Annotated in this window: 28 protein-coding genes, 1 tRNA gene and 1 pseudogene; 19 read left to right on the top strand and 11 right to left on the bottom strand. The window is 61.4% G+C overall.

Annotation, left to right across the window (positions count from 1 at the left end; genetic code table 11):
• Nucleotides 1–266: 266 nt before the first annotated feature.
• Both NKG60_RS09185 and mgtE read left to right on the top strand, forming a co-directional pair.
• Nucleotides 267–2,156: an ABC transporter ATP-binding protein/permease gene (locus tag NKG60_RS09185; RefSeq protein ID WP_352974866.1), complete on the top strand. Its 1,890-nt coding sequence runs from the start codon at nt 267–269 to the stop codon at nt 2,154–2,156.
• A gap of 271 nt (nt 2,157–2,427) precedes the next feature.
• On the top strand, nt 2,428–3,792 hold the full coding sequence (gene mgtE / locus NKG60_RS09190) for a magnesium transporter (RefSeq protein ID WP_352666728.1): 1,365 nt from the start codon (nt 2,428–2,430) through the stop codon (nt 3,790–3,792).
• 57 nt (nt 3,793–3,849) lie between these two features.
• On the opposite strand, the gene gor is transcribed toward mgtE, so the two are convergent.
• From gor to rpiA, 3 genes are all read right to left on the bottom strand, one after another.
• On the bottom strand, nt 3,850–5,238 hold the full coding sequence (gor, locus tag NKG60_RS09195; protein WP_352974867.1) for a glutathione-disulfide reductase: 1,389 nt from the start codon (nt 5,236–5,238) through the stop codon (nt 3,850–3,852).
• Nucleotides 5,239–5,356: 118 nt separating this feature from the next.
• On the bottom strand, nt 5,357–5,935 hold the full coding sequence (locus NKG60_RS09200) for a DUF2059 domain-containing protein (protein WP_352491320.1): 579 nt from the start codon (nt 5,933–5,935) through the stop codon (nt 5,357–5,359).
• Nucleotides 5,922–6,653, bottom strand: coding sequence for a ribose-5-phosphate isomerase RpiA (gene rpiA, locus NKG60_RS09205; protein ID WP_352666723.1), 732 nt, complete (start codon nt 6,651–6,653; stop codon nt 5,922–5,924). The genes NKG60_RS09200 and rpiA overlap by 14 nt, the downstream gene beginning before the upstream one ends.
• 144 nt (nt 6,654–6,797) lie before the next feature.
• Here rpiA and NKG60_RS09210 point away from each other — a divergent pair, with 144 nt between their 5' ends.
• A complete protein-coding gene (locus NKG60_RS09210) occupies nt 6,798–7,481 on the top strand; it encodes a phosphoglycolate phosphatase (protein WP_352974869.1) in 684 nt (227 codons plus the stop codon).
• Nucleotides 7,482–7,582: 101 nt separating this feature from the next.
• Nucleotides 7,583–7,657: transfer RNA gene (locus NKG60_RS09215), tRNA-Val, on the top strand.
• Between the two features lie 38 nt (nt 7,658–7,695).
• Here NKG60_RS09215 and NKG60_RS09220 read toward each other — a convergent pair.
• Nucleotides 7,696–7,908: a hypothetical protein gene (locus tag NKG60_RS09220; protein ID WP_352466207.1), complete on the bottom strand. Its 213-nt coding sequence runs from the start codon at nt 7,906–7,908 to the stop codon at nt 7,696–7,698.
• Nucleotides 7,909–8,167: 259 nt separating this feature from the next.
• Here NKG60_RS09220 and NKG60_RS09225 point away from each other — a divergent pair, with 259 nt between their 5' ends.
• Together NKG60_RS09225 and NKG60_RS09230 are read left to right on the top strand one after the other, a co-directional pair.
• Entirely contained in the window at nt 8,168–8,419 is a 252-nt protein-coding gene (locus NKG60_RS09225) for a PepSY domain-containing protein (RefSeq protein ID WP_352974870.1), read from the top strand.
• A gap of 127 nt (nt 8,420–8,546) precedes the next feature.
• Nucleotides 8,547–9,023: a hypothetical protein gene (locus NKG60_RS09230; protein ID WP_352666716.1), complete on the top strand. Its 477-nt coding sequence runs from the start codon at nt 8,547–8,549 to the stop codon at nt 9,021–9,023.
• Nucleotides 9,024–9,034: 11 nt separating this feature from the next.
• On the opposite strand, the gene NKG60_RS09235 is transcribed toward NKG60_RS09230, so the two are convergent.
• Together NKG60_RS09235 and NKG60_RS09240 are read right to left on the bottom strand one after the other, a co-directional pair.
• Nucleotides 9,035–10,930 (bottom strand): L,D-transpeptidase family protein, encoded by a 1,896-nt coding sequence (locus NKG60_RS09235; RefSeq protein ID WP_352666713.1) that lies wholly within the window; start codon nt 10,928–10,930, stop codon nt 9,035–9,037.
• A 220-nt stretch (nt 10,931–11,150) separates the two neighbouring features.
• Nucleotides 11,151–11,897, bottom strand: a complete 747-nt coding sequence (locus NKG60_RS09240; RefSeq protein WP_352666710.1) for a 3-oxoacyl-ACP reductase family protein — start codon at nt 11,895–11,897, stop codon at nt 11,151–11,153.
• 98 nt (nt 11,898–11,995) lie between these two features.
• On the opposite strand from NKG60_RS09240, the gene NKG60_RS09245 reads away from it, so the two are divergent.
• Nucleotides 11,996–12,610 (top strand): TetR/AcrR family transcriptional regulator, encoded by a 615-nt coding sequence (locus tag NKG60_RS09245; protein ID WP_352867532.1) that lies wholly within the window; start codon nt 11,996–11,998, stop codon nt 12,608–12,610.
• Nucleotides 12,611–12,645: 35 nt separating this feature from the next.
• Here the strand turns inward: NKG60_RS09245 and NKG60_RS09250 are convergent, their stop codons facing one another.
• On the bottom strand, nt 12,646–13,554 hold the full coding sequence (locus tag NKG60_RS09250) for an alpha/beta hydrolase (RefSeq protein WP_352666704.1): 909 nt from the start codon (nt 13,552–13,554) through the stop codon (nt 12,646–12,648).
• A gap of 47 nt (nt 13,555–13,601) precedes the next feature.
• Between NKG60_RS09250 and NKG60_RS09255 the strand changes: the two genes are divergently transcribed.
• Complete coding sequence (locus NKG60_RS09255) at nt 13,602–14,054, top strand: MarR family winged helix-turn-helix transcriptional regulator (RefSeq protein ID WP_352666701.1); 453 nt, start codon at nt 13,602–13,604, stop codon at nt 14,052–14,054.
• Nucleotides 14,055–14,082: 28 nt separating this feature from the next.
• On the opposite strand, the gene NKG60_RS09260 is transcribed toward NKG60_RS09255, so the two are convergent.
• Nucleotides 14,083–14,694, bottom strand: coding sequence for a pyridoxamine 5'-phosphate oxidase family protein (locus NKG60_RS09260; RefSeq protein ID WP_352666698.1), 612 nt, complete (start codon nt 14,692–14,694; stop codon nt 14,083–14,085).
• 40 nt (nt 14,695–14,734) lie between these two features.
• On the opposite strand from NKG60_RS09260, the gene NKG60_RS09265 reads away from it, so the two are divergent.
• Complete coding sequence (locus NKG60_RS09265; protein WP_352666695.1) at nt 14,735–15,283, top strand: nuclear transport factor 2 family protein; 549 nt, start codon at nt 14,735–14,737, stop codon at nt 15,281–15,283.
• 23 nt (nt 15,284–15,306) lie between these two features.
• On the opposite strand, the gene NKG60_RS09270 is transcribed toward NKG60_RS09265, so the two are convergent.
• On the bottom strand, nt 15,307–15,660 hold the full coding sequence (locus tag NKG60_RS09270; RefSeq protein ID WP_023717628.1) for a gamma-butyrobetaine hydroxylase family protein: 354 nt from the start codon (nt 15,658–15,660) through the stop codon (nt 15,307–15,309).
• A gap of 199 nt (nt 15,661–15,859) precedes the next feature.
• On the opposite strand from NKG60_RS09270, the gene moaA reads away from it, so the two are divergent.
• Nucleotides 15,860–16,855 (top strand): GTP 3',8-cyclase MoaA, encoded by a 996-nt coding sequence (gene moaA / locus NKG60_RS09275; protein WP_352568644.1) that lies wholly within the window; start codon nt 15,860–15,862, stop codon nt 16,853–16,855.
• Between the two features lie 94 nt (nt 16,856–16,949).
• Nucleotides 16,950–17,384, top strand: coding sequence for a hypothetical protein (locus tag NKG60_RS09280; protein WP_352974871.1), 435 nt, complete (start codon nt 16,950–16,952; stop codon nt 17,382–17,384).
• 51 nt (nt 17,385–17,435) lie between these two features.
• On the opposite strand, the gene NKG60_RS09285 is transcribed toward NKG60_RS09280, so the two are convergent.
• Both NKG60_RS09285 and NKG60_RS09290 read right to left on the bottom strand, forming a co-directional pair.
• On the bottom strand, nt 17,436–17,738 hold the full coding sequence (locus tag NKG60_RS09285; RefSeq protein WP_352666691.1) for a hypothetical protein: 303 nt from the start codon (nt 17,736–17,738) through the stop codon (nt 17,436–17,438).
• A 5-nt stretch (nt 17,739–17,743) separates the two neighbouring features.
• Nucleotides 17,744–18,001 (bottom strand): hypothetical protein, encoded by a 258-nt coding sequence (locus tag NKG60_RS09290; RefSeq protein ID WP_352666688.1) that lies wholly within the window; start codon nt 17,999–18,001, stop codon nt 17,744–17,746.
• Nucleotides 18,002–18,354: 353 nt separating this feature from the next.
• Between NKG60_RS09290 and NKG60_RS09295 the strand changes: the two genes are divergently transcribed.
• From NKG60_RS09295 to NKG60_RS09330, 8 genes and pseudogenes are all read left to right on the top strand, one after another.
• Nucleotides 18,355–18,711, top strand: coding sequence for a hypothetical protein (locus tag NKG60_RS09295; protein ID WP_352666686.1), 357 nt, complete (start codon nt 18,355–18,357; stop codon nt 18,709–18,711).
• A gap of 122 nt (nt 18,712–18,833) precedes the next feature.
• Nucleotides 18,834–19,754, top strand: a complete 921-nt coding sequence (locus tag NKG60_RS09300; RefSeq protein ID WP_352666684.1) for a DMT family transporter — start codon at nt 18,834–18,836, stop codon at nt 19,752–19,754.
• Nucleotides 19,755–19,820: 66 nt separating this feature from the next.
• On the top strand, nt 19,821–20,450 hold the full coding sequence (gene mobA, locus NKG60_RS09305) for a molybdenum cofactor guanylyltransferase MobA (protein ID WP_352666681.1): 630 nt from the start codon (nt 19,821–19,823) through the stop codon (nt 20,448–20,450).
• Entirely contained in the window at nt 20,447–20,956 is a 510-nt protein-coding gene (gene mobB, locus NKG60_RS09310; RefSeq protein ID WP_352666678.1) for a molybdopterin-guanine dinucleotide biosynthesis protein B, read from the top strand. Before mobA ends, mobB begins: the two co-directional genes overlap by 4 nt.
• Before the next feature lie 213 nt (nt 20,957–21,169).
• Nucleotides 21,170–21,952: an ABC transporter substrate-binding protein gene (locus tag NKG60_RS09315; protein ID WP_352666676.1), complete on the top strand. Its 783-nt coding sequence runs from the start codon at nt 21,170–21,172 to the stop codon at nt 21,950–21,952.
• Between the two features lie 118 nt (nt 21,953–22,070).
• On the top strand, nt 22,071–22,784 hold the full coding sequence (locus NKG60_RS09320; protein WP_352666673.1) for an ABC transporter permease: 714 nt from the start codon (nt 22,071–22,073) through the stop codon (nt 22,782–22,784).
• The gene (locus NKG60_RS09325) at nt 22,781–23,608 is read left to right on the top strand and encodes an ABC transporter permease (RefSeq protein ID WP_352666670.1); all 828 of its coding nucleotides are present in this window, start codon (nt 22,781–22,783) and stop codon (nt 23,606–23,608) included. Before NKG60_RS09320 ends, NKG60_RS09325 begins: the two co-directional genes overlap by 4 nt.
• Before the next feature lie 46 nt (nt 23,609–23,654).
• Nucleotides 23,655–24,542: pseudogene (locus NKG60_RS09330) on the top strand (NAD(P)-dependent oxidoreductase); the annotation flags it as partial.
• Nucleotides 24,543–24,545 lie beyond the last annotated feature (3 nt).

Consider the following 24,545-nt stretch of genomic DNA (forward strand, 5'->3'; position numbering starts at 1 on the left):
GGCGTCGGTATTCCACCCCTCGAAACGTAACGGCCTAACGCCGCGATCATTCATTCTGTTGCTCCACTGCAACGGCCCGCGAGCTAAGCCACCTGCGGCCGGAGAAAAGCTAATGGAAAATGATCAATTGGTGTTACTGTCCGTAACAAAAGAAAAATCGTTTGGGCGGGATAGTGATTCGGGTCGATAGACCAACGCGACATTCAATATCGGAAAAATGGCTCCGCGGTGCCGCAAGGCAGTCGCCCCTGACGCCCGTATCGTCGATGCGCAGCTTCTGGGGACTGGTGCGGGCCTACTGGTTCTCAGACCGCTGGATGGAAGCCTGGACGCTGACACTGGTGATCGCCCTGCTCACCGCGCTCTCCAGCAAGTCAGGCGTCTGGTTTGCCGTAGCATCCGGAGAGCTGGTCAACTCGATCGCCTTTTTCCACGATGCCGCAAACACCACCCCGCTTCACACACTGCTGACCAATGCCGGGATACTTGTCCTCCTGGTCTTGCTCAAGGATGCGGGTTTTACCGGTATCCGCAGCCTGGTATCCGCAACTTTGCATCGCAAGTGGCGCGGCTGGCTGGACAGCCAGTTCAACGAAGCCCTGCTTGACGCCAATCACACCCATTTCCACGCTCAGCATGGCTCGTCAGGTGCCGCCGCTCCCGACAATATCGATCAGCGCATCCAGGAATCGATCAAGGATATGACGGGCGGAGCCATCGGCCTCGCGATGGGGGTTCTGGCCGTTGCTACTTCATTGTATTTCGTTGGCCAGCAACTGCTTGCGCACTCGGCGGAGGTCAAGGGGCTGGAGTTCCTCGGCAGCTATGGCAGCGCCGTTCTCGCCTTTCTGGCGGTCGCCACCTATGTGCCGTTGAACACCTGGATCGCGGTCAAGCTGGGCAGGCTGCTGGAACGGCTCAATGTCAGGATGCAGCAGGCCGAAGGCAGCTATCGCGGCGAGCTGATCACGTTCCTGCGCCGCAGTTTTCATGTCGCCGCATCGCAAGGCGAGAACGTGCAGAAGGCAGTGCACACCCAGCGCTATGTCGACATCGACCGCACCTGGGCGCGGCTGAACATCGTCAACACAGGCTACAATTCATTCGAGCTGATCTACAATTTCATCGGTGCCCGCATTGTCGCCTACGGCCCAGGCTTGGTTCCCTTTATCCATAACGGCTTCGATCTCAAGGGCTACATAACCGGCTCCGAGATGGTCAACTCGCTGATCAGTCAATGCTCGTGGTTCATCCACGTCATGCCTGCCATCGCCGCGCTGCGGGCCAACAGCCAGCGCGTCACGGAACTCGCAAACGCGATCGAAAACGTCCAGCACCCGCAGGAATTTTATCAGCAGACCGGCCGGTCCGACTTCCGCTACGACCGCCAAAACCCGGTCTTCGGCCTGACCATCCAGAAACTAGAGCTTGCGCATCAGGGCGAGGACGCAACGCCCTTCCTGAGTGCTGCAAATTTGCGCTTCCGGCGTGGCGAGTGGACTTTCCTCAAGGGCGAATCCGGTTGCGGCAAGACCTCGCTGATCAAGGCGATCAACGGCCTGTGGCCTTACGGCCGCGGCACCATCGTCTTCCCTGAAGGGGTCAGGAGTTTCTACGCCGCCCAGGAGGTGAAGCTGCAGCAGGTTTCACTGAGGCAACTGGTCTGCCTGCCCGGTTCCGAGCATGATTACGCCGACGTGCAGGTCGCATCCGCCCTGCACAAGGCCGGCCTCGGCGATTTCATCGAGCATTTGGCCGATGAGAGCCGTGAAGGAAAGATCTGGGACCAGGTTCTGTCGGGTGGGCAGAAACAGAAGCTGGTTGTCGCCCGCATCGTGCTGCAGCAGCCAGGATTGCTGTTCCTCGATGAAGCCACCGGCGCGCTCGACCCCGATGGACGGATCGCCTTCCACCAGGCGATCAAGGACAATTGCCCTGATGCAACTGTGATCTCGATCATGCATGAGGCGACGCCGCCGAGATCGCTCGCGGGCACCGAATTCTACCACAGCGTGGTTGCGATCGCCGACGGCGTCGCCACCAAGAAGCCGCTGGTTCCGAGCTTGCCGGTCGAGCTCACCACCATCCTCACGCAGCCGACGCGGCCGGCCGAGGACAAATGGCTGCGCTTTCCCCGCCGGCTGAAGCAGAGATAGCCGCGGTACCATTGCCAGCGTCCAGCCAGCCTGCCACGTCGCCCGATCACAGTCTCGCGATCCAGTCGGTTTGCCGCCGCTTTAACCCGCTCTCACGATTGACTCGGCAAGGCGCTCTCCTATGTTGCGCCGGCTTGCAGAATCTCAACTCGAACCCGCGAGCAGAAAGGTCACCGCGCCATGCCTGGCGACAGTCACAGTCGAACGCAACCGCCGTCCGCTTGACGTGACCTGACCGGCTCACGTCCTGCCGGACGGCAAGGAGTGAGCCATGAACGAGTTTTCCCCCGTTGCGGGCGGCGATGCCATCGCCATCGCCCGCGTGCTTGCCAACGAACACATCGCCGACATCGTCGAGGCCTTGAACCAGGAGCCCCGCGAGACGGCATCGGAGCTGCTTTGCGAGGTGCCGTTCGAGCGGCTGGTCGAGATCTTCGACCAGCCTGAACTCGACGGCGCAGCCGAACTGGTCGAGGCGCTGCCCCGCATCAAGGCAGGCAGACTGCTTGCCGCCATGTCGGTCGACCGTGCCGCCGACATACTGCGCGATCTGAACGAACCGGCTCGTTCCGAGCTGCTTGGTGGCCTGGCGCCACCGCTGCGCGTGACGCTGCTCGCCATTCTCGGCTACCCCGAGGGCAGCGCCGCCTCGCTCATGACGACCGAATATGTCAGCGTGCCGCCGGACTGGAGCGTGGCCCGCACTCTGGATTATATCCGCAAGGTGGAGCGGACGCGCGAAACTGTCTACGCGATCTACATCGTCGATCCGCAAACGCATGTCCTGTTGCGCTCGACCAGCCTGCGTCGACTGATCGCTGGCGAGCCCGACGAGCTGATCATGGCAATAGCGCCGGATCGTGCGCCTATCACCGTTTCACCGCTGACCGATAGTGAAAAGGTTGCTCAGTTGATCTCGAAATATGATCTGCTCGCCGTCCCGGTCGTGGACAACGGCAAGCTCCTCGGCATCGTTACCATCGACGATATTATCGACACGATGATCGAGGAAACGACCGAGGACGTGCATCGTTTCGGCGGCATGGAGGCTCTGGACGAGCCCTATATGAAGATGGGCTTTCTAGCGATGATCCAGAAGCGCGCCGGCTGGCTATGCGCGCTGTTTATCAGCGAGATGCTGACCGCCAACGCGATGCAAAGCTACGAGGGCGAGCTGGAAAAGGCGATCGTGCTGACGCTATTCATTCCATTGATCATGAGCTCCGGCGGCAATTCCGGCTCGCAGGCGACCTCGCTCGTCATCCGGGCGCTGGCGCTGCGCGAGATCGGCCTTGGCGACTGGTGGCGGGTGGCATTGCGCGAGCTGCCCACCGGCCTGGTGCTTGGCTCGATTCTTGGCGTGGTCGGCGTCTGCCGCATTGCGCTCTGGCAGTATCTCGGCTTCTACGACTACGGCCCGCACTGGCCGCTGATCGCAATGACGATCGGCGCCACGCTGGTTGGCATCGTCACCTTCGGCTCGCTGTCTGGATCGATGCTGCCGTTCGCCCTGAAGCGCATCGGCTTCGACCCGGCCAGCGCATCGGCTCCGTTCGTGGCCACGCTGGTCGACGTCACCGGGCTGGTGATCTATTTTTCGGTTGCGCTGGTGATCCTGCGCGGAACGCTGCTGTAAAAAACTCACGCACTTCCATCGCGGCAATTTCGTTGCCGCGATGGGTTTATTGTCGCGTCAGACGCGCTCTCCATCCTTCACCCGGTAAGTCGGCCTGTACATGGTGACGAGTTCTTCCGCCGCGGTCGGATGCACCGCCATGGTGCGATCGAAATCATCCTTGGTCAGCCCCGCCTTCAGGGGTATGCCGAGAAGCTGCGCCATTTCGCCGGCATCCGGCCCGAGGATGTGGGCGCCGAGGACCTTTTTCGAGGCGCCGTCGACGACCAGCTTCATCAGCATCTTTTCATCGTGGCCGGAAAGTGTGTGCCGCATCGGCCGGAAGGTGGCCCGGTAGATTTCAAGATCCGAGAAGCGTTTTGCCGCCTCATCCTCCGACAGGCCGACCGTGCCGATCTCGGGCTGCGAAAAGACTGCGGTAGCGATCGTGTCGTGGTCGGGCGCCGTCGGATTGTCCTTGAAGGCGGTCTCGACGAAGCACATCGCCTCGTGGATTGCCACCGGCGTCAATTGCACGCGGTGGGTGACGTCACCGATTGCCCAGATGTTGTCGATGTTCGTGCGGGAGTATTCGTCGACGTGGATTGCCCCGGTTTTGGTCATCTCGATGCCAACGCCTTCCAGGCCCATGTTCTCGGTATTGGGAATGCGGCCGATGGCGAGCATGACCTGGTCGACCGTCAGCACGGTGCCGCCGGTGACAAGCGCGTCGAGCCGGCCGTCAGGCCGCTTCCTGACCCACTCGGACACGGCGTGGCAGAGGATTTTTATCCCCTTCTTTTCCATCGTTTCGTGCAGCATACGTCTGAGGTCCATGTCGAAACGGCTGAGGATCTCCTTGCCGCGGTAGACCAGCGTCGTGTCGACGCCAAGGCCGTGAAAGATGTTGGCGAATTCGACGGCGATGTAGCCGCCGCCCTCGATCATGATTGCCTTCGGCAACTCCTTTAGATCGAAGGCCTCGTTGGAAAAGATACAGTGCTCATGGCCGGGCAATGCCGGATGCGGCGCCGGGCGCCCGCCGGTAGCGATCAGGATCTGGTCGGCGGTAACGGTGCGATCCTCACCGAGAAGATGCACCACATGCGGATCGACCAGGGTGGCGCGCGAATGAAAGACCTCGCCGCCGGCGCCCTGCACGTTCTTCTTGTAGATGGCCTCCAGCCGGCTGATTTCCCGGTCCTTGTTGGCGACCAGCGTCTGCCAGTCGAAACGCGCCTCAGGCACCGTCCAGCCATAACCGGCGGCGTCGGCGAAATGCTCGGGGAATTGCGAGGCGTAGACATAGAGCTTCTTCGGCACGCAGCCGCGGATCACGCATGTGCCGCCGTAGCGATATTCCTCGGCAATGCCGACACGCTTGCCGAGTGCGGCCGCGACGCGCGCCGCCCTCACCCCGCCGGAGCCGCCGCCGATGACGAAAAGATCGTAGTCGTAACCGGCCATGGCTGAACTCCTTGCCCCTCAAACACCGAGACAGGTAGGCTGCCGACTATCAAAAGAAAAGCCCGGACTTGCCGGGCTTTCTGGTCCAGTGTCGGTCAGGCCGCTCTGAAGTCCGCAATCAATTCGGTGTGGCGTCCGCGGGAGCTGCGCCGTCGGCCGGAGCGGTACCGTCGGCAGGTGCAGCCGGCGCCTTGGCATTCGCCGCTGCGCCCAGGGTCTCGCCGACCTGCTGGGCCAGATCGCGAGCCAGGCCGTTCTGCCAGATCTCGGCAGCCTTCACCAGTTCGCGCGTTACGATCGGGCCGTTATCGAGCAGCTTCTTGCCGGAATCGGAATTGTAGAAGGCGGCAATTTCATTGAGTTCCTTTTCCGAGAACACCTTTGCATAGGCGAGCGCTGCTTCCTTTTCCAGGTCGGCGCGGCGCGATGCCAGGACCATCGCCTTCTCGTTGATCGTCTTTGCGATCAGTTCCTGCATGTCCGGGTTCTTCTGGATCAGCTGCTGCTCGAGTGCGGCGGCCGCTTGCGGCAGGATGTTGTCGAATGTATCCGTCGCATGGATCGCCGCGACCGCGGCGCGCGCCGCCTTCAAATGCGCATCGGTGACGTCCTGCGAAAACGCAGGCGACGAAAACGCGAAAACGGCCGAGGCCGCCAGCATGGCAAAAAAGCGGCCAACCCGGTTATGCAACATCATGATCGGTAAAACTCCCTGATTTTCGGGCGGCATGGACGGTTTGGATGCCATCGCCGCCGGCTATAATGGCCGTTGATGCCAGCCCGATGAAAAGACCATGCTCGACCACGCCCGGAATGGCGTGGAGAGCATTCGAAAGCGCTCTTGTATCCGGAATGCGGCCAAAAGATGCATCGAGGATAAAATGGCCGCCGTCTGTAACAAATGGCTGGCTCCCCGTCATCCTCAATGTAACAGGGCCGGAAAGGCCAAGGTTTGCAGCCGCCGCGCCAACCGCAATTTCGGTGGCGCGCAGGCCGAACCGGTTGACTTCGATGGGCAGCGGAAAACGACCGATCATCTCGACCATCTTGGAGCTGTCGGCGATGACGATCATGCGGCCGGAGGCCGCCGCGACGATCTTTTCGCGCAGCAGCGCGCCGCCGCCGCCCTTGACCAATGTCAGTGCAGGATCGATCTCGTCGGCGCCGTCGATGGTAAGGTCGAGCTCGGGCGTTTGCTCAAGGGTCGACAGAGGCACACCAAGCTCGGTGCAAAGGACGGCGGTGCGCTCGGAGGTCGGCACGCCGATGACAGTCAGGCCGGTGGCGACCTTGTCGGCGAGCAGCCGTACGAACTCATCCGCCGTCGTGCCGGTGCCGATGCCGAGCCGCATGCCATCCGTGACATGGGCAAGCGCTGCTCGCGCGGCCTCAACCTTCAATTGCCTCGCATCCATGCCGGGTCCCGAGATTTGTTTCGGCGCTCGTAGCATTTTTGCCGGGCTGGTCAAAGGACCTTGCCCGCGGTGGATAAGCCGGCTTGCCTGAACGGGCCGCAGCGGTTATCGCCTGCCGGCAATCGAATCGTCACAGGACAGGCCATGACCCGACCGATCATCGTGTTCGACCTCGACGGGACGCTGATCGACACGGCGCCGGACCTGCTCGACAGTCTCAACCACAGCCTTGCCGCCAGCCAGCTCGCGGCCGTCGACGAAGCCGGCTTCAAGCGCTTCGTCGGCCATGGCGGCCGGGTGATGATCGAGCGCGCTCACGCAGCGCAGCATAGGTCACTGGCAGTGGAGGAGCACGACCGCCTGCTCAAGCTGTTTCTGGACCATTACACCGTTAACATCCCCGGCAAATCGCGCCCCTACCCCGGCGTCCCCGAGGCGATCGCACGGTTCGAGGCAGCCGGTTACCTGCTGGCCATCTGCACCAACAAATACGAGGCCAATTCGGTGGCATTGATCGAAGCGCTCGGTATGCCCAGGCATTTCGCGGCGATCTGCGGCCAGGACAGTTTTCCGTTCCGCAAGCCCGACCCGCGCCATCTCACGCAGACCATCGCGCGCGCCGGCGGCGACCCGCACCGTGCACTGATGGTCGGTGATTCGCAGACCGACATCGACACGGCAAAGGCCGCCGGGATTCCTGTGGTGGCAGTCGATTTCGGCTACACCGACCGTCATGTGCGAGAGTTCGAACCGTCGGCGGTAATCTCGCATTTCGATTCGCTGACGCTCGATCTGGTCCAAGGGCTGATGGCCGCGGCAGAAGGCTGAAGCCGGGCCTCAGGCGAACCGCAGATGCCGACCGACAAGTGGTTGACTTCGCAGGCCGGCCTCCCTTATATCGCGGCGCGCTTGGCCTTCGGGCAACGAGCGGGCGATTAGCTCAGCGGGAGAGCACACCCTTCACACGGGTGGGGTCGCAGGTTCAATCCCTGCATCGCCCACCATCTGCTTTCCTGAATCAATTCAAGCCAAGCCAGAGCGGCTAGCAGCTGCAGGTAGCCCCCTCGCCGCCAAAATTCTTTTGGGCAAAATTCAAAGCGCTGCTGTAGCTCGTATAGCTCTGGAACTGGCAAACGTTGGAGCCGGCCCGCACCTTCATCTGCTCGATATCCCAGAACGAAACCTCGATACGGTCGTCGGCGCAATAGACTGTATAGCGCTCAGGTTCCAGCGCTGCGGCTTTCTGGACAGGCATCGAAACGGCCAGGATGGACAGTGTGAAAAGTACAAATATGATGGCATGACGCGTTTGCATGTAGACCCCCGAATGACCACCGGCACTATTATGGCCGCGATGTTGAGACGACGCATCATGATTTTTAAGCAGTCGCCGTGTTCTTTCGGTGGCCATAAATCAGGCACGGCCGGCGCCTCGTTGTAGCGCAACGCCCGGCGATCCCGGAACAAACCTGCATGGAAACGAGTTTCTGCTGATCGAAATGTGAGGGAAAGCCATGTCCAGACTTGTTTTGGCGGCCGCCGTGCTGCTTGTCGGCGGATCGGCCTTTGCCGCGGACGACAATCCGGTGCCGCCGCAGAATGCCAAGAAGCTGTCGGAAATCATTGCCAAGGTCGAGCAGCGCGACGACTTCCGCTACATCAAGGAAATCGATTGGGACATCGGCGCCTACACTGTCACCTACTACACGAACGACAAGGCGAAAGTCGAAATCACCTATGATCCGGTGACAGCCGCGCCGAAATGAAGCTGGCCGCCAACGGTCCAAATTCTAAAAAATGGCGCGCCTCGAAGTCCCCCGACTTTCGGCACACACTTGCGCAGATATGACTTTGATGGCTGACTGCGGGCTATCATTGCGCGCGGGGGTGGGCATGGCGACGGTAAAGCACGTATTGAAACGCTTTCTGATGATGCTCGCGGGCTATTTGATAGCGGTACTGGTTGGGCTGATCGCGGTGGCGGCGATTTATGGCGGGTTGAGCTCGCTGCCAAACGCGCCGAATTATTTCGACGTCATGGGTGTCACCCCCGTTGCGGTGCTGCTGTTGCCGCCGCTCGGCATGTTCATCTATTTTCTGACGATCGTGCTGACCGGCCTGCAGACGCTGATCTTCGCACTGATTGCCGAGTTTTTCTCGCTGCGCAGTTTTTGGCTGCACATGATCTTCGGCGCAGCGGCCGCGGTTGGCGGTTTCGCCTTGATCTGGCCCAGTGTACCGGACGACACGAACCCGGAGCGCTGGGCCGATATCGGTATCATTGCCGCGGCAGGCATTGTCGCCGGCCTGGTCTATTGGCTGATCGCCGGACGCGACGCCGGCTTCCGGCGTCCGCTGTTTCAGCGCTAGAATCGCATTCGTCAGCTTGCCGGCGAACGCACCGCTTCCGTGCTGTCGAGCGCCTGCTGCAGCCTTGTGTCGCGGCCGTAGACGTCATTGAAATATTCGACGGTGCCGGACAGGTCCGGCCACGCGGTGAAATAGGCGACATAGACCGGGATCTTGCGTGTCACGTCTTCGGTCGAATGTCCGTGTTTCAGTTTGTCCTCAATGTAGTCGACCGAGGTGCCGAGAACGGCAGCCGCCATGCCGCGCGGATCCTGCAAGCGAACACAACCATGGCTGAGCGCGCGCATGTCGCGCTGGAAAAACGACTTCTGCGGTGTGTCGTGCATGTAGATGGCGTGCTTGTTGGGAAACAGTATCTTCAATTCGCCCAGCGCATTGGCCTCGCTCGGCAGCTGGCGCACGCCGTAGGGTATCTTTGCGCCGTAGGCACCCCAATTGACCGAGGATGAGGGAATGCGCTTGCCGCGGGCATTGACCACCTCGTAGCCGGCGCGGTCGAGATAGCCAGGATCCCGGCGCAGCCGCGGCAGCATCTCGTTGACCAGGATCGACTGCGGCACGCCCCAATAGGGATGGAAGTCGACCTGCTCTATCTGGTCGTAGAAGAAAGCAGTCTGGTTGGTGGGCCTGCCAACGACGGCGCGGGTCTTCAGCTTCTCCTCGCCATCATCGATATAGCTCGCGGTGAAAGCCGGCTGGTTGATGAAGACGCGCGGGCTGCCAAGGTCGGAAGGCAGCCAGCGCAACTCTTCGAGCGCAACCCGAACCTTCTGAATTTTGTCGGCCTTGGACGTTCCGGCCAACGATGCAACGGTACGGGGACCGATGACGCCGTCGCCTTTCATGCCGGCCCGTTTCTGCACCGCCTTGATCACCGGCACCAGCTCCGGATCGTAGACCTCGCTGGTGGCGAGCCTCGCCAGGACCTCGCCATAGGCGCCGCCCATCTCGTCATCGAGATTGCGCGCGATCTTTGTCAACAGCTTCGGCAGCTCGGGGTTGGTCTGCCCCGGCTTCAACAGCAGATTGGGATCGATGGTGACTTCGTCGTCGGCGCTGGCCTGGAGCGCTTCCAGTTCGACACGCAGTGCCTGATACTCGGAATTCTGTGGATGCCGCGATTCGAGATAGGTGCGCACTTGCTGGGTGTGGGCCAGCGTGTTCAGCACCCCTTCCATGTCGAGCGGCTTCGGCGGAAAATCGTAGTAGCCGGTCATGCGGTTGGGATCGACGCGGCCGCTTTGTGCGTCACGGGCGTAGCGCAGGACACGCGCCGACAGCGCCATCTCGAAGCGGACCAGCTCTTTCAGGCGTTCATCGGCATTGCCCGCCGATGCGCCTGCTGCCGGAACTTCGACGGTGTAATCCGCGGGCGTCAGGCCGTAGCTCGCGGCCTCGCCCAGCACCCGCACCGCATCCTCGGCACGGCTGTTGGGACTGGTTCCCGTCACCCAGATGAAATCCGGATTGGCCGAGTAATAGGCGATCAGCGCCTTGGCGATGTCCTTCTCGGCGTAGAGGTCATAGCCGTCGAGCCCGGCAACGGCTTCGCGGAATGCAGCCCCGGTGGCCGCCGGCTCGAATGCAGCATCCTGAGGCGTTGCCGGTTCAGGCGTTGCCGACAGTGCCGAAAAATCGACGCGCACCAGCGGATCGCTCTTGTAGGTGTAATAGGACGGGCTGCTGATTTGCGCACCACCACCGCCCCCACCGGAAGCGGCCGGCGCCTTGGGCTTGTATTTTGACGGTGGCGGCGGAAAGTTACCTTTCGGCGGTGCGTGTTTGACGCCGCCGCCGAAAAGCATATCGAAGAACCCTTGCGCTTCAGCCTTCGGCGCCCCGAAGGCCAGCATTGCCGCGGCCACCGCAAACGGCAGCACGGTTGCTTTGTTTCCAAGGAGTTTCATGGATCACCCGCTCCGGTTGAACCGGATCCCGTTCCGCACCGCTTTCACGGTCTCGCCCACCGCATGGCGGATGTAAGGCGTGACTACACTGATTCATACTGATTTCGTTAAGCTTCCATAAATTTCGGAACGTCTGTTGCAGAACGGTTTCACAACATCGTGACGGGCCAAGCGGTTCCGCCATCGCCCCCGATCAATGGAAGTGCCCGTGAGCCAAGCCTCAAGCGTTGGCGCCGCCGTCGATGGTCAATGCCGCGCCTGTCACGAAGCGCCCTTCGGGACCGGCAAGCCAGGCGACCATGCCGGCGATCTCGTCGGCCGTGCCGAAGCGAGGCATCGCCATCTTCTGGCGCTGATGCTCGGCGTGCGGGCCGGCTGCCGGATTCATGTCGGTATCGGTCGACCCGGGATGGACGACATTGGCGGTGATGCCGCGCGGACCGAGATCGCGTGCAAAGGCCTTGGTCAGGCCAACCAAGGCAGCCTTGCTGGCCGAATAGGCGCTCAGGCCGGCGTCCGTGGCACGCTCGGCCAGATTGCTGCCGATCGAGATGATCCGGCCACCCTCGCCCATATGCGCTGCTGCCGCCTTGGCGGCGACAAACGGGGCTCTGAGGTTGACCTCCATTGTCTCATCGAAGTCGGCAAGCGACAGGACATCGATCGGCGCAGCGCGCCAGATGCCGGCGCTATTGACCAGGATGTCGAGCCGTCCGAAGGCTTTTGCTGCCTCATCGACTGCCGCCTCGATCGCCGCAGCATCGCGATTGTCGGCCTTGATGGCAAAGGCCCGGCCGCCGGCCGCTTCGATTTCCCTGACCACCCCGCGCGCCCCTTCCTCGCCATTCACATAGGTGATTGCCACCCCTGCGCCGTCGGCCGCGAGCCTTCTTGCGATCGCCGCACCAATGCCGCGACTGCCGCCGGTGACGAGGGCGGCCTTGCCGTTCAAGCTTCTGGATGACATCTGCTTCTCCATTTTGTAGTGATTGATACATAAATATCTGCCAGCCTTGCTGAACAAGGTCAACTGGATTATGTATCGATCAATACAGAAAGGATGCCATGCCGGAACGAGGCCGCCCCCGCACCTTCGATCGAGCCGCCGCCTTGCGGCGCGCAATGGAAGTGTTTTGGGCCAAGGGTTATGAGGGCGCGTCGATAAGCGACCTGACCGCTGCAATGGGCATCAACTCACCCAGCCTCTATGCCGCCTTCGGCAGCAAGGAAGCGCTGTTTCTCGAGGCAACCGAGCTTTACACGCGGGTCGAGGGAACCGAGATCTGGTCCGCGCTGGAAAAGGCGCCGACCGCACGCCAGGCCGTCGAGCGGTTCCTGCGGCAGACTGCCAGGGCCTATTCACAGACCGGTCGTCCGCAAGGCTGCCTTATCGCGCTCGGCGCATTGCACCAGGACTCAAGCCGCGGTGCCATCTGCGATGATCTGCGCCGTCGCCGCGCCGAAAACCGCGAAGCATTGCTGAGACGGCTCGAGCGTGGCGTGGCCGAGGGGGAGTTGCCGGCCGATTTCGACTGCGGTACGGCCGCGACCTTCTACGCGACCGTGCAGCACGGCATGTCGATCCAGGCGCGCGACGGCGCGTCGCGTTCGGCCCTTCTGGCGACGGTGGCTGGGGCAATGGCAGCTTGGATAGCGATGGCCGACACCGGGGCGGCGTGACGATCGAACCCGGCAGACAAGAACAGACATTCAGATCACTGCAGAGACGGCTCCAGCCTGCCCGCAACGAAGCCAACGGCACGCTCCACCACACCCTTGTCGGCAAGAATGCGGCGGTGGCCGAGCCCGTCGGCCCAGCACAGCCGCACATGGTTTCCGGCGCGCGCATAGAGCCTTGCATGCTCGGCGGACACTTCGCGGTCGTCCGGTGCGTGGATCACCAGCGTCGGCAGCGGCGTGCTTGCCAACTGGCGGTCACCGGTGAACTCATGCAACGGCCGGCCGGCGATGCGCTCGACCCGGTCGGCCATGGCGGCCTGCGAGCGCGAGCCGACATTCAGCATGCGGCTGAAATCAGCAAAGATCGCCGGCAGGGAGCTCGGCGCGGCGATAAGCACCAACCGCCCGGCCGCCAATCGCGGGATGTTCCTGATCGAACCGGCGACGGCATTGGCGGCAACGGCACCACCAAAGGAATGGCCGACGATGGCGGCAAACGGCCCGAACCATTCGCCGGCAACCCGTACCGCATCGACCGCACTGACCAGGGTAAGCCGGCGGCCCTGCGACTGGCCGTGGCCCGGCAGGTCGAGCGAGACCACCTTGTAGCCTGCATCGCGATAGGCTTCGATCAATGTGCGCATGTATTCGGTGCGCGAACGCCAACCATGGATGACGAGCACGGTGCCGGCAGTTGCCCTGCCCGCCTCGGGCCGGAATTCATGCACCATGACGCAGCCGGTTCTGGTCTTTAGCCGGTGATGGCGCGCTTGGGTCATGAAATCGGCGGCGCGATCGATTGCGCGGCGCTCACCTTGGCTCAAGCTCTTTTCGTGCGGTGTGCGGCAGAACAGCTCGAATGCGGCGCGCCCGGTGAGTCGCGGCGCCACATGCTCGGCCACGCCGAACGTGCCGCGGATGACCTTCAGTCCAAATGATGCCATAGTGGCGATCCATTCATTGGTTCAAGCATGAACATAATAGTTCAAAAATGAACATTAAGCAAGACCTGCCCTGGGACAACCCGCGTTTTCGCAACTGGGTCGCGGTGGCGCGTGCCTGCCACGTGGTGGAACGCACCCTGGCGGTGAAGCTGGCGCCACTCGACCTGAAGCCGGCGCAGCTCGACGTGCTGATGAACCTCTACCGCCATCCCGGCATGTCGCAGCACGACCTCGCTCGCCGCCTGCTGGTCGGCCGCTCCAACATCACCATGCTTTTGCCGCAGTTGGAGACCCGCGGCCTGCTGCGCCGCGAGGGCGACGAGAAGGACAAGCGCGTGCTGCGGCTGACGTTGACCGAGGCCGGCGAGGCACTGCTGATGCAGGCGCTGAAGGTCCACATGACACTGATCGAAAAGGCGATGAGCCAGTCGACGCCGGAACAATGCGACATGATCGGCGAACAGATGCGGAGGGTTGCCGAGGTTTTGAAGACCGCCTGACCGCCCAGTGCTCCACCACCAAGTGCTTTCACCACATCGATTTTTTTGCGCGCTCCGGCCATTCCTTGTCGTAGACCTCGCCGTCGATGTTCTTGCGGCTGGTGATCTCGAGGATCTGTCCGGGGGTCGGCAGCGATTTCGGGTCGACCTGCCTTGCCGGATTCCACAGTTCCGATCGGTGGATGGCGCGGGCGCACTGGAAATAAACCGCATCGATCTCGACAATCGTCACCGAGCGCGCCGGCTTGCCCTCGACGGCGAACGAGGCGCAGAGCGCAGGATCGGTGGTGATGTGGGCGCGGCCATTGACGCGCAGCGTCGTACCGGAACCCGGCACCAGGAACAGGAGCGCGACGCGCGGATCGCGAAGGATGTTCCTTAGCGAATCGGCACGGTTGTTGCCACGCCGGTCCGGCATCATCAGCGTTTTCGGATCGTGGATGCGGACGAAGCCGGCGAGATCGCCGCGCGGCGAGCAGTCCAGCCCTTCAGGCCCGCAGGTCGCGAGCACGGCAAACGGCGAAGCCTCGATGATAGCTGCGTATTCGGGAATCAGCTGGTCGAGTTCTTTGACCACCGACGCCTCGCCGGGCAGGCCATAGAGCGCTTCGAGTTGTTCGACGCTGGTGATCATCGACATGTTTTCGTCTCCAAAACTTTGCCGGCGCTACTCCAGATGCATGACGTTTTCACGACATAATGCCCGTTTGCCGTCATCAGGAAACGGGTGTCGAGGCAACGCGAACAAGCGCAAACGCTTTCACCTACACAATCGTGCCGACGGATACGGAGACCGAAAAATGGATAAACCGCACGACCGGCGACGCACCGCCATGAAACTTATCGAAAACATGTTCAATGTTGAAATGCGTTTCCTGCAATCAGGGTCGGAGAGCCTCGATATGCTTGCCGGCGCATTTCATGCCGAGATTGTCGTGCATGAGCCGCGCTCCCTGCCCTATGCCGGTGACTGGAACGGCCTCGACGGCGTTGGCGCCCTTTTCCGCAAGATGCGGGAAATCTGGAGCGACGTGGCGGTGGAGGACCTTCAGGTCGCCCAAAACGATGACACGGTATTCATGAGCTGCTCGCTTTCGCTGACATCGCGGGCCAATGGTGCAACCATCAAACAGCCGTTTGCCGAAGTCTTGCGCTTCAAGAATGACCGGCTGATCGAAGGCACGCCGTTTTATTACGACACCAGCGAGATACTGGCGATCCTGCGTTGACCGGAGAGTCCTGCGGGCTCCATTCAACGGTCGCGGCTCAGGCCTTTCTCTTCCAGTTCGGCGAGGTAGGCGGCCCAGCGTGCATCCTTCTCATGACCCAGCGTGTGCAGGTAATTCCAGGTGAAGATGCCGGTATCATGGAAATCGTCGAAGGTGATGCGTACGGCATAATTCCCGACCGGCTCGATCTTAAGGATCGCGACATTGCGCTTGCCGGGAACGGTGACGCGCTGTTCGGGCGAATGGCCCTGCACCTCGGCGGATGGCGAGGCGACGCGCAGCAACTCGGCCGGCAACTCGAACGGCTGATGGCCCGGAAAGGTCACGGAAAGCAGCTTGCGATCTTTCGAGACCCTGAGTTCCTTCGGCGCTGTCATGGTGGTGGATCCTGCGGAGAACTGCCCTTCCCTACGCCGCTTCGTGTCGAGGGAAAAGGCCGCATGGAAAGTTCCGACATGATCTGTCGGCGTCGGAATGTTACCGAAGATCGCGAGCTTCTATCTTGAATGGCAAGTTGGCTCGTATCACATAGCAATATATAACGAAGCCGTTCACGGCCACGGGAAGCGCATAAGCATGGATATGATCGATCCTTTCGGTCGCACGATCACCTACCTGCGCGTGTCGGTCACCGACCGCTGCGATTTCCGCTGCACCTATTGCATGGCCGAGGACATGACGTTCCTGCCCAAGAAGGACCTGCTGTCGCTGGAAGAACTCGACCGGCTCTGCACGGTCTTTATCGAAAAGGGCGTGCGCAAGCTCCGCCTCACCGGAGGTGAGCCGCTGGTACGCAAGAACATCATGCACCTGGTGCGCCAGCTTTCGCGGCATCTCGAGAGCGGTGCGCTGGAAGAGCTGACGCTGACCACCAACGGATCGCAGCTTTCCCGCTTTGCCGCCGAGCTCGCCGACTGCGGCGTCAAGCGGATCAACGTCTCGCTCGATACGCTCGATGCCGACAAATTCCGCCAGATCACCCGCTGGGGGAATCTGGACAAGGTCATGGACGGCATCGACGCCGCGCAGGCGGCCGGGCTGAAGGTAAAGCTCAACGCCGTGGCGTTGAAGGACTTCAATGACGCCGAATTGCCGGAAATGCTGCGCTGGGCGCATGGCCGCGGCATGGATCTGACGGTCATCGAAACTATGCCGATGGGCGAGATCGACGCCGACCGCACCGACCAGTATTTGCCGCTGTCGCTACTGCGCGCGGCACTCGAGCGCCAGTTCACGCTAAGCGACATCCCTTACAAGACCGGTGGCCCGGCCCGCTATGTCCAAGTCGCCGAGACCGGCGGACGGCTGGGTTTCATCACGCCGATGACGCATAATTTCTGCGAAAGCTGCAACCGGGTCCGGCTGACCTGCACCGGCACTCTTTACATGTGCCTCGGCCAGGAAGATGCCGCCGACCTGCGCGCGCCGCTGCGTGCGTCGGAAGGCAACGAGCTGGTCGCCGATGCCATCGACGAAGCAATCGGCCGCAAGCCCAAAGGCCATGACTTCATCATCGATCGCCGCACCAACCGTCCGTCGGTGTCGCGGCATATGAGCGTCACCGGCGGCTGATTTTTCGCCGATTTCGTGCAAGAATAATCGCCTTGGTATCGGCGCGAGGCAAGGCGTGCAGCGGTTTTTTGCAGTCCTGACGTTTTTCGGAGTGATGGCGGGGACCACGGCAGTCGCCGCGCCATTTACCTATACGAACGAGCGCTTCGGTACCGTCTGCACCTTTCCGGATGAAATCTTCACTCTTCGCCAGCCCGAGCCGGACAATGGCGATGGACAGCAATGGCTCACCGCCGATGGCGCCAGCCTGATCTGTTCGGGTATCCTCAACATCGATGATGACACCCCGACAGCCTTCGTCTCCGCCGAGAGGGCCAGCAAGGAACCTGATTACAAGATCACCTACAGCAAGACCGGCAAGAACTGGGCGGTGCTGTCGGGCATCAAAGGCGGAAACATCTTCTACGAACGCCGCCTGTTCGGAAAAGACGGTGTCATCCGCACGGTCTGGATCGACTACCCGCCAGCCCTGAAATCGAAATTCGACCCGCTCGTCGATGCGATCGCCGGCAGCCTCAGGGGACCGTGAGCATCCGGCGACGTCAGAACTTATTGGCAGCCCGTTGTTTTTGCTGGCGAGTCACGGTTGTTGACGGGTGTAGTCGTATCGTACGGCAATCCATTTCTTGCCGCTGCCATTGGCCTGGAGGAAATGTTGCTCGGCCACTTCGTGATTGTCGCCGTCCCTGGAAATGACGAAATCGGAGGCAGTGAACCGCCCTTCGACCTCGGGCCCGAACCCGACGAAACCAAGCGGCTCGAACAGCAGTGAAATCTTGCCGTCCTCCTCGCCACCAAAACTCCAGGCGGGCATGATCCCTGCCGGGAAACGGGTATCCATGGAGACATACTTCCAGCGGCCCTCCACCCGGTCATAGCTCAAATAGGCTATCCGCTGGAAGTCTGGATTTTCGACCCGGGCGCCGGGCGCATCACCTCCTGCATGAAGGGGCCGATCATCGTGCGCTCGGCCACCAGCCCGGTCATCACGATCGGCTCGGCACCGGGCGTTGGCCAGATCGTGTTGACGACGGTCCATTTCCCGACGCGGCGAGCGAGCTCATCCGCTTCGTGACCCGGCGTGGACATCCGTTCGACTGCCGACGCCGAAGCGCCGTTCTCGGCGAACGCAGGCGCTATCGCCATGAGCATAACCGCCAAGACAGAAGAGAACCGGAAAGCCGACGACCGCCTGCTGCCTGTGCCAAGCCTGTCCGCATTGCCTCGTGCGTTCATCATGGATTACCTCCCAGACAAGATCAGAAGCCTACAATGACCAATTTGGTGAATCTTGCCGAGCAAATTTGATAGCGTCGAAAAGTTTTCCTGGAGCCGCAGTGTGATCGATTTGCCCTCCGAACCCATCCTTTAGAACGGCACCTTTTCGGGGTCACACCCAGAAAAGGTCTTGTCCGCAAACGGTCAGCGGATTTACCGCAAGCCCATTCGGGCCTAGCCTCTGCCCTGGAGCGGTTCTTCGCCCAGTGGGGGAATACGATATGCGCAAACTCATTCTTTCTCTTGCATTGCTCAACCTCGCGGCCCTGCCCGCGGCGGCCCAGTCGATCGGCGGCACCTATGCCGTGGCCGGCACCAATTTCGATGGATCGTCCTATGGTGGCGACGCGACTATCACGCTGACCAGCGAGACGACCTGCACGATCCATTGGGAGACAGGCGGCTCGTCCTCGGACGGCATCTGCATGCGCAACGACGATGCCTTCTCCGCCGGCTATATCATGGGCAAGGCGGTCGGTCTTGTCGTCTACAAGGTGCAGGACGACGGCTCACTGCATGGCCTGTGGACGATTGCCGGCAAGGAAGGCAACGGCACCGAGGTACTGACACCCAAATAAGCCATGCCGCTCTTGCGCGGCAGATGTCATGGGCCACAGAAAGGCTGTGGCCCAGCCCTTTGACGTTGCTGTCTTGTGGGTGCCTGCTAGACGCTTGCTGCAGGACTCACCCGGTAATCGCCTTGCCTCTTTCGCCAAATCTGCGCGGCGCGTTGTTCATGATGGTGGCCATGGCTGGTTTCACCCTCAACGACGCGATCACCAAATTCTCGTCGGAATCGATGAACATGGCGCAGGTCATGCTGATCCGCGGCGCCTTCGCTTCGCTTTTCGTTGGCCTGCTTGCGTGGCAACGCGGCGCGCTTGCCCGGCCAGGTTCGATGCTGCAGCCGACAGTTGCGCTGCGCGTCGCCAGCGAGGCCGGCGCCACTGTGTCGTTCCTGGTTGCTCTGGCACATCTTCCGATCGCCAATGTCTCCGCCGTGCTGCAGGCGCTGCCGCTGGCGGTGACGATGGGCGCTGCGCTTGTGTTCAACGAGGCCGTCGGCTGGCGGCGCTGGCTGGCTATTGCCGTTGGTTTTGCCGGCGTGCTGATCATCGTGCGGCCGGGCTTCGAAGGGTTCAGCGTCTTTTCTCTGCTGGCGCTGGCCAGCGTTGCATGTTGTGCGGTGCGTGATCTCGCCACCAAGCGGATACCGCAGGCAATTCCGACATTGCTGGTGTCGACCGCTACCGCACTTGCCATGACGGTTCTGGGCGCGGCATTGCTTTCGCCGATGGGCGGCTGGACGCCAATGACAGGAAAAAGCACGGCGTTCCTGGCGCTGGCGGCAGTGCTTGTGCTCATAGGCTACCAGTTCATCATCACGGCCATGCGGGTGGGCGATATCTCCTTTATCGCGCCGTTCCGCTACACCGCCCTGCTCTGGTCGATCCTGCTTGGCTTCACAGTCTTCGGCGATGTCCCCGATCTGCCGATGATCCTCGGTGCCTCGATCATCATCGCGTCAGGCCTCTATGCACTCTACCGCGAACGGATCGTCGGCCGGCAAAAGACGGCTGCCGAAAGCGCTGGACCGGACATGGCGCCGGACGGCATATAGGCGTGACCGTCGACGATCGTCTGATTTGAAAACTGGATTTTGGTCATTGGGTCTAGGCAGCAAACGATGGGCCGACATATCGCAGGGATCATTCTGGCCGGCGGCCGGTCGAGCCGGATGGGCGGCGGCGACAAGACCCTGCTTGCGCTTGGCGACGGTACTCTGCTCGACCGTGTCGTTTCGCGCCTTAGCCCACAGGTCGGACCGCTTGCGCTAAACGCCAATGGCGATCCGACAAGGTTTGCCGCGACGGGGCTTCCAGTGCTTGCCGACACTGTCAAAGGTCATGCCGGGCCGCTTGCCGGGATCCTGACCGGCCTCGAATGGGCTTCCGACACGACCTGCCAGGCGCTGGTCACGGCTGCCGGCGATACGCCTTTCCTGCCCAGGGATATGGTTGAGCAGCTGCTCGCGGCAGCCGACGAACGCCGCGGCTCGATTGCGGTCGCCTGTTCCGGCGGCAAACTGCATCCGACTTTTGCACTCTGGCCGCTAGGGTTGGATCAGGCCTTGCGACAATTTCTCATCGAGGAAGACAACCGGCGCGTTTCGGCGTTCATCGACCGGCACGGTTTTGTCGAAGTGGAATTTCCCATCCTGAAATTCGGCGGGGCCGAAATAGATCCGTTCTTCAACATCAACACTCCGGACGACCTTGCCCAGGCCGCGCATCTGTTGCAGAGCATCGAGCCATGAAAAGACGTATTTTCGGCATCACCGGCTGGAAGAACTCCGGCAAGACGACATTGACCGAAAAGCTGGTAGCAGAACTCGTCCGGCGCAACTGGAAAGTGTCGACTGTAAAACACGCCCATCATGATTTCGACATCGACAAACCCGGCGCGGACAGCTTTCGCCATCGGCAGGCGGGAGCGACGGAGGTCGCGGTCGTGTCGGGCAGGCGCTGGGCGCTGATGCACGAATTGCGGGGCGAGGACGAGCCGAAGCTGGACGCGATCCTGTCACGGCTGGCACCCTCCGATATCGTGCTGGTCGAGGGTTACAAGCGCGAGGCGCACAAGAAAATCGAGACGAGACGGCTCGAGGCCAAGGACCGGACACCGCTCTCGGCAGGCGATCCACACATTGTCGCCATCGCGTCCGACTTCCCCATTGTTGGCCAAGACCTGCCGGCCTTCGATCTCGACGACACGAATTCGATAGCTGACTTCATCGAGCGCGCCACCGGCCTGTCGCGCTGAGAATGCGGCAGAAGACAGTTTCCGCCCGCTTGCTTTCCAATTTAGGCGTCTGACCCAACGTCATCGCTTTCTGAACATGACCTTCCCTCAAGCGACGGTTTTGCAGTTGCTTTTTCTTGGGAAAGAATGGGAGTATCGCGCCAGCGGGCGGTCAAAAGCACCGCCCACAGAGCCGTTCGGGAACGACGGCCGGGACCAACAGAGAGGACTATTATGCGTATTGCACTGCGTATCGCGCTCGCCACATCGGCTGCGCTGCTGACGCTTGGCGTTGCCCAGGCCCAGGAAAAAACCTTGCGGATCGGCACGGAGGGAGCCTATCCCCCATTCAACAATCTGACTGCCGACGGCCAGCTCGTGGGCTTCGATATCGACATTGCCAAGGCGCTCTGCGACGAGATGAAGGTGAAGTGCACCTTTGTCGCGCAGGACTGGGACGGCATCATTCCAGCCCTTCAGGCAGGCAAGTTCGACGCCATCGTCGCGTCTATGTCGATCACGCCGGAACGCGCCGAGAAGGTCGACTTCACCCACAAATATTACAACACGCCGCCGGCGATCGCCGCGCCCAAGGACACCGACATCAAGGGTGTCACCAAGGAAGATTTGGCCGGCAAGACGATCGGCGTGCAGGCGTCCACCACGCATTTCAACTATTCGACCAAGACTTATACCGACAGCACCGTCAAGCCGTACCCGACCGCGCAGGAATACCAGCTCGATCTGGCCAATGGCCGGCTCGATGCCGCCAATGACGACGTCGTCGTGCTGCAGCAATGGCTGGATTCGCCGGACGGCGCCTGCTGCAAGCTGGTCGGCACAATCCAGCCGGTTATCGAAATCCACGGTCCGGGCGCCGGCATTGCCGTGCGCAAGGGCGAGACCGATCTGGTCAACCAGTTCAATGCGGCGATCGACGCCATCCGCGCGAACGGAAAGTACAAGGAAATCAATGACAAGTACTTCAAATTCGACGTCTATGGCGGCGAGTCCTGATCGACCGACATAGAACGACGTGAACGGCGGGAGATTCCCGCCGTTCTTATAAGGATGTCGCGCACGAGGGATGACGCGGCACGGGTCTCAAAGAGCCTCAAGGAGAACAGGCCGGCGGATGCAGAGCGCACTGACGCTTCTCAGTTGGGGACCCGAAGGCTGGCTCGACGACATTGCCGCGGGTATGTTTGTCACGGTATGTCTTGCGCTGGCCACTCTGCCCTTCGGGCTGACGCTCGGCTTTTTCGTGGCGCTGGCCAAACAGTCGGAAGAGCCGTCGCTGAGGCTGGCCGGGAACATCTACACCACGATTTTTCGCGGAATACCCGAGCTGCTCACGCTGTTTCTGATCTTCTTCGGCATCCCATTGATCCTGCAGTACATTGTCCGGCTGGTGAGCCCCGGAACGTCCGCCGACGTCAACAGCTTCGTCGCCGGCATGATCGCGCTGTGCTTCATTTTCTCCTCTTATTCCAGCGAGGTGTTTTTATCCGCGTTCCGCGCGATTCCAAAAGGGCAATATGAGGGAGGCTATTCAGTTGGCCTGTCCAGCGGCCAAACGATGCGGCTGATCGTGCTGCCGCAGTTGATCCGCATCGCATTGCCCGGACTTGCCAATCTCTGGCTTATCCTGCTCAAGGACACTGCGCTCGTCTCGGCGGTCGGCCTCAACGAGATCCTTCGGCAGAGCGGGGTTGCCGCTCGCGTCACCAAGCATGCTTTCCTGTTTTATGGTTTTGCCGGCCTGATCTATCTCCTGCTGGCGATCGTCTCCTCCTTCGGCATCAACGCGATCGAACGAGCGGTCGGCGGCAGCGAGGTCAAGAGATGAGCCTTGCCACCGACACGCTGAAGGTCGACCGGCCGCCGCCGCCCGCACGCGGCTGGTCGCGCCAACGCATCCTCGGCCATGTTCTGGTCGGCCTGTGGATCGCTCTCGGCATTGGCATGGTCGTCTACCTGGTCGCTGCGTGGAACCCGGCGTTCTTCCAGAAATATGCACCCGGCTACATATCCGGCCTCGGCATCACCCTGTTGCTGGTTGCCATCTCGATTGTGCTTGGCGCGATCCTGTCGGTGCCGATCGCCTATGCACGCATGTCGAAGAACCCGATCCTTTCGGGGTTCGCCTATGCCTATGTCTATTTCTTTCGCGGCACGCCGCTGTTGGCGCAGACCTTCCTGGTCTACTACGGGGTCGGCTCCTTCCGGCCGGAGCTCGAGATGGTCGGACTGTGGGGCTTCTTCCGCGAAGCATTCAACTGCGCGATCTTCGCCTTTTCGCTGAATACGGCCGCGTACCAGGCCGAGATCTTGCGTGGCGCGATCGAGAGCGTGCCGAGAGGCCAGTGGGAAGGTGCCGCCTCGCTCGGCCTGCACAAACTGCAGACGATGTGGAAGATCATCCTGCCGCAGGCGCTGATCGTCGCGTTGCGCCCGTATGGCAACGAGATCATCCTGATGATCAAGGGCTCGGCAATCGTCGCCATCATCACGGTCTACGATTTGATGGGCATCACCCGGCTCACCTATGCGCGCACCTTCGACTTTCAGTCGTATATCTGGGCGGCGATCATCTATCTGATCATCGTCGAAACATTGCGCCACGGCGTCGAGTGGATCGAACGGCGCATCACCATCCATCTGCACCGCTGACTCCCATCACCGTGCCTGATCCGGTAAGAAGGCCGCAAAGCAGGCTTTCAAGGGATTCGAAAACATGGCTTCTGTGGCATTTCTCGGTCTTGGCGTCATGGGCTATCCGATGGCCGGGCACCTCAAGAACAAGGGTGGCCATGACGTCACCGTCTACAACCGCACCAGGGCGAAAGCCGAGCAATGGGTTGGCCAGCATGGCGGCAGCCTGGCCGCAACGCCGGCGGAAGCGGCCAGGGGAAAGGATTTTGTCTTTTCCTGCGTCGGCAATGACGACGATCTGCGCTCAGTGACGACCGGCGCCGGAGGCGTCTTCAATTCCATGAAGAAGGGCGCCATCTTCATCGACAACACCACGGCATCCGCGGAGGTCGCGCGCGAACTGGCGCAGCAGGCGCAAGCGCTCGGGTTTTCGTTCCTCGACGCCCCGGTCTCCGGCGGTCAGGCAGGCGCCGAGAATGGCATGCTGACCGTGATGGTCGGTGGCGAGCCCGACGCCTTCGACAGGGCCAAGCCAGTCATAGATGCTTATGCCCGCATGGTCGGGTTGATGGGACCAGCCGGGGCTGGCCAGCTCACCAAGATGATCAACCAGATCTGCATCGCCGGCCTCGTTCAGGGCCTCGCCGAGGGCCTCCATTTCGGCAAGCAGGCTGGGCTCGACATCGAAAAGGTCATAGACGTGATTTCCAAGGGTGCGGCCGGATCCTGGCAGATGGAGAACCGCCACAAGACGATGAATGCCGGCAAATATGATTTCGGCTTCGCCGTCGACTGGATGCGCAAGGATCTTGGCATCTGCCTCGCCGAGGCCGACCGCAACGGCGCCAAACTGCCGGTGACGGCACTTGTCGACCAGTTCTACAAGGACGTGCAGGCGATGGGCGGCAAGCGCTGGGACACGTCCTCGCTGCTGGCGCGGCTGGAGAAATAGGGT

Origin of the sequence: Mesorhizobium sp. M1428, assembly GCF_040317515.1 — a bacterium.
Lineage (GTDB): Bacteria > Pseudomonadota > Alphaproteobacteria > Rhizobiales > Rhizobiaceae > Mesorhizobium.